Origin of the sequence: Candidatus Phytoplasma pruni (genome assembly GCF_013391955.1) — a bacterium.
GTDB lineage: Bacteria > Bacillota_I > Bacilli_A > Acholeplasmatales > Acholeplasmataceae > Phytoplasma.
The window spans coordinates 1-4,460 of record NZ_JABUOH010000039.1; the positions used below are offsets into that span (position 1 = coordinate 1).

The 4,460-nt window shown below is 31.9% G+C and carries 7 protein-coding genes; all 7 read left to right on the plus strand.

The window, feature by feature from the left end:
- Positions 1-859: DUF2963 domain-containing protein (locus HR065_RS01355; RefSeq protein ID WP_178734129.1), on the plus strand; the 859-nt coding region annotated here is incomplete at its 5' end.
- Between the two features lie 160 nt (positions 860-1,019).
- Entirely contained in the window at positions 1,020-1,463 is a 444-nt protein-coding gene (locus HR065_RS01360; protein ID WP_178734130.1) for a hypothetical protein, read from the plus strand.
- A gap of 37 nt (positions 1,464-1,500) precedes the next feature.
- Entirely contained in the window at positions 1,501-1,989 is a 489-nt protein-coding gene (locus HR065_RS01365; protein WP_178734131.1) for a Panacea domain-containing protein, read from the plus strand.
- Positions 1,990-2,006: 17 nt separating this feature from the next.
- Positions 2,007-2,210, plus strand: a complete 204-nt coding sequence (locus HR065_RS01370) for a hypothetical protein (protein ID WP_178734132.1) — start codon at positions 2,007-2,009, stop codon at positions 2,208-2,210.
- 252 nt (positions 2,211-2,462) lie between these two features.
- Complete coding sequence (locus HR065_RS01375; protein ID WP_178734133.1) at positions 2,463-3,524, plus strand: Fic family protein; 1,062 nt, start codon at positions 2,463-2,465, stop codon at positions 3,522-3,524.
- A gap of 282 nt (positions 3,525-3,806) precedes the next feature.
- Positions 3,807-4,295: a hypothetical protein gene (locus HR065_RS01380; protein ID WP_178734134.1), complete on the plus strand. Its 489-nt coding sequence runs from the start codon at positions 3,807-3,809 to the stop codon at positions 4,293-4,295.
- Between the two features lie 38 nt (positions 4,296-4,333).
- Positions 4,334-4,460 (plus strand): AAA family ATPase (locus tag HR065_RS03800; RefSeq protein WP_178734135.1); only part of this gene is annotated, 127 nt, incomplete at its 3' end.

Here is a 4,460-nt window from a genome sequence, read left to right on the forward strand (position 1 = left end):
GCACAACAACATGCCAAACAACAATCCCCCAAAGAACAACACAAAAACCATCATCATTATTATCACCACAATCTTAATGATCCTCGCTGCAAGCATCGGCGGCTATTTCTTAATCCAACATTTAACCAAAAAACCAACATCTACAACAACCCCAACAACATCACAAAAACCTAAAACTCCAAAAACCAATAAACCCCAAACAACAGAAGAAGACGCTTCTGATGAGGGAAACGACACCCAGGATGAAACCGACGAAGAAAAAGAAGAACAACCAACACCACCAAAAAACACAGGCACCAAAGGTAAAAATCCCCCAAAAACACCACAACCTGCTCCGGTAGACGCTAAAGACGACGAAATGGATAATTTTTTAAATAAACACTTTCCTTCCAAACCAGAACAAAAAACCGATGTCGACCCAGAAAACCCTAACATTGAAATCAAAGAAACCTACAACTCAGACGGAAGTAAAAATATTATCAAATGGGATAAACAAAATAAAAAAATAATTCACCAAACTACCTACCGCCCCAACGGCTCCATCTCCACAATTCGCGAATACCACCCCCAATCCGGCAACCACACCAAATATACCTCCTATCACCCCAGCGGCACCCTCTCTGAAATCACCACCTACAACCCCCAATCCGGAAAACCCACAAAAGTAACCACCTATAACTCTAACGGCACAATTTCCACTATCGAAGACTACGATCCTGAAACCAACAACGAAATCAAAAAAACCGAATACCACCCCGACGGTTCCATCAATTCCATCGATGAATCAGACCCTCAAACTGGTAATCGTATCAAAAAAACCTACTACAACCCCGACGGTTCGATAAAAAGTCAAAGATAACCATCAATCCCCTCATATAAGACCCCGCCCCTCGGGGTCTTTTTCATTCCCACAAATCCAACAAACAACACAACACCCACGCTCCGGCAACAAACACAATCAACCCAAACCCTCAAACCCAAAATAAAAAACAATCCCCCCGAAAGGAGAACCAACCCTTATGAAACTACCCAAATTAACCACTATCTTTAACATTTTCGCCCCCATTTTCTTTTTAGTCATCATCGGTTTTTTAATCTATTACATCATCAAAAGAAACAAACTTAAAATCATCATTACCACCGTTATCCTAATCCTCTTCTTAGGATTATTTTTTTGGTTCCAAAAAGCCAACCGTCTGCAAAAAATAGATGAAGATATCGCAGAAAAAAAAGAAGAATTAATCCAAAACGACAAGGACAAAAAATCAGTCACCGACATGCTAAACGATTATAAAAGTTGGAAAAAAGAATCCGAAGAAGAAAAAGAAGCTCTAGAAGCTCGTTTAGAAGAAGTTAACAGCCAAATAAATGACAAAAAAACCGAGAGAGAAGAAAAAAAGAAACTTTTAAAAGAAAAACAAAAAATAAACATTTTGTCAAGAACAACAAAAATTGATATATAATAAAATAAAATTAATAATAAATCAAAAGGAGAAAAAAATGTTAAAAAAAACCAATGTTTTTCAGGTTGCTAATTACATCATCGAAGAATGTCATAAAAAAAACATTAACGACCTCACGAATTTAAAACTCCAAAAGTTAGTTTACTACGCTCGCGCTCACCATTTAGTTTTAACCAAAAAACAAGAAAAATTAGTGGATTATAATTTTGAAGCTTGGGATTTCGGCCCTGTTATCCCTCAATTATTTCAAAAAATTCGACAATACGTTAAACCTCATAAAAACATCACTCATACTATCCCTTTAACAGAGAAAGAATTAACCAACGAACCTTTAACTCCACAACAAAAAACTTCGATAGATCATATTATTTTTAAATACGGTCGAAAAACCGGTCAAGTTTTATCTCTTTTAACTCATAATGAATCCCCATGGTATGACGTATGGGAACCGGACAAAGCTTATAGTGAATCTATTATTACTGATGAAGCGATTTATCAATATTATTTAAAAGATCCTATATTGTAAAATTAAGGATTAACAAGATGGATAACAATAATAAAACAGCTTTTTTTGATTTCCGTTTTATTCTTGAAAATTATATTGAAGGCGGATTGTTTGATTTTAAAAATTGGGTTTTATCTCCAGAAACAGATGTTAAAATTAATAAAAAATTAAACAATTATAAAAAAAATTTCAAAAAAAAGAAAATCCAAAAAGAAAAAAATAAACAAAAAATTTTTTTATAAATAAATAGATAAAAAATAATAGTTTTTATTTATCAAAAGTGTTTTAACAATCAAACAACCAAGAGTACGAAATAAACCATCTATAAAGATGGTTTTTTCTTTATCCCAAAAAATCAAGAATCACTAAGAACCTTTTTCATTATCAAATATTTATGGTATATAAAAAAATTTACGGTATAAAATCAACTATTCTATATACCGTAAATATGTTATAATGTTAATATAAAATAATAAAAAACAAAGGAATAACCTGTGAAAAAATTTAATTATGAAAATTTAGAAAAATTAACATTAAATCAAGAAATAGTTAATATTTTATTAGAAATAAATAAATTCCAAAGTAAAAATGATTTATTGTCTAACGCCAAAAACCCTGTTTTAAAAAAATACCTGAAGTCGGCTAAATTCAATTCCATTACGACCTCTAATCAAATCGAAGGTATTAAAACTTCCAATTATAGAATGGAAAAAATTATTTCATCCCCTGATGTTAAACCTAAAAACCACCCTGAAAGTGAAATTATCGGTTATAAAAAAGTTTTAGAAATGATTAATGATAATTATGAAAATATCGCTACAATTCCTCATCATATTCTCCAACTACATAAAATTTTATTCTCTTTTTCCTTTCAAAAACAATTTGGTTATAAAAAGATTGATAATTTTATTAAAATAACTTTTCCTGATAAAACTGAAAAAACTAGATTTATTCCTAGCGATGCTTATTCAACTCCTCAACATATGGAAGAACTGTGTCAAACTTTTAACCTTCATTTTCACAATCCTAAAATAAACCCACTAATCGCTTCTTTAAATTTCATCCTTGATTTCTTATGTATTCATCCTTTTACAGATGGAAACGGAAGAATCAGTCGTTTATTAACAACTTTATTGTTATATAAAAACGATCATATTATTCAAAAATTTATTAGTTTCGAACAAATCATTGAAGAAACGAAAGAAAGTTATTATGATGTTCTTTTTGAAAGTTCACAAAATTGGCATGAAAATCAAAACGATCCTCTCCCTTTTATCCAATATATGTTAAATGTCATTTTACAAACTTATCAAAAAATGGATTTTAACCAAATTCAACAATCAAGTCAAACTGCTTTGCAACAAATTACCAATTATTTCAACAACTCAATCATCCAAACCAATAAAGCTACACTAATTAAAAAATTTCCACATATCAGTCCGACCACAATTAAGCTTTATCTACATAAACTTGTCAAAGTAAAATACATTCTTAAAGTAGGTAACGGTAAAGCGACCACTTATATCAAAAATCCTCAAAGAAACGCAATCAAATAAAATACCAAACATCCCTATTTATAAGACTCTTATTTTGGAGGCTCTTTTTATTTATACGGTATAAGGAACATGAATACGATTGACAACAATTTAAAAGAAAATAAACTAATTACAAGGCATATTGAAAGAAAAGAAACAAAACATCAAAAACATTCTATCTAATCATAACGAATAACCTCTAAAAACACCTCAATTAACCAACTTCATACCATAGTTAATATTAAATATCAACTAATTATTAAAAACCTCATTTTAAACTATAATTTCCAAGGAAAAAAAACCATGTCCTCGCAAAATCAAAACACCCACCAAAAACCCACCATCCAAATCATAATGCAAATAATCACTACTGTTTTAACTATCGCGTTTATCACTACCGCTTCGGTAGTGATCTACAAATACCAACAAACCAAAGACGCTCAAACCACTGAACGTCAAACCATCGAAGACAAACGCTACGCCGACAAAACCGCCCAAGAACAAAAACATTACGAAGAACAACAAAACTTCCAAAAACAATTACTGAAATTAAAAAGAGCCAAACAACAATCTATGGCAGAATATAACGACAATTTAACCCAAGCTTTAAACAACCAAGCCAACCAAAACTCGTTAGGAGATCTAAAATCCCTTTTAACCGGCACCCCAGATGACGACGAAGCCAATCCGGAAAAACATTTTGAAGTAACGCCAGTTAACAAATTATCCGATTTCTTATCCATCGACCAATTAGACGGTTTACAAAAAATTTCTTATCCATCGACCAATTAGACGGTTTACAAAAAGAAAAAGAAGCTTTACAAGAATTCATGTTATACATCAAAAACCCCGCTAAAGCTAAACAATTCGGTTTAAAACCGCCCACAGGAGCACTATTCTACGGCGTGCCAGGAACAGGTAAAACTACCCTAGCCCGTACCTTAGCCAAAGAATCAC

Excerpts from the sequence above, each read along its gene's own strand:
- HR065_RS01360 (WP_178734130.1), top strand. The coding sequence starts at position 1,020 with ATGAAACTACCCAAATTAACCACTATCTTTAACATTTTCGCCCCCATT.
- HR065_RS01365 (WP_178734131.1), top strand. The coding sequence starts at position 1,501 with ATGTTAAAAAAAACCAATGTTTTTCAGGTTGCTAATTACATCATCGAA.
- HR065_RS01370 (WP_178734132.1), top strand. The coding sequence starts at position 2,007 with ATGGATAACAATAATAAAACAGCTTTTTTTGATTTCCGTTTTATTCTT.
- HR065_RS01380 (WP_178734134.1), top strand. The coding sequence starts at position 3,807 with ATGTCCTCGCAAAATCAAAACACCCACCAAAAACCCACCATCCAAATC.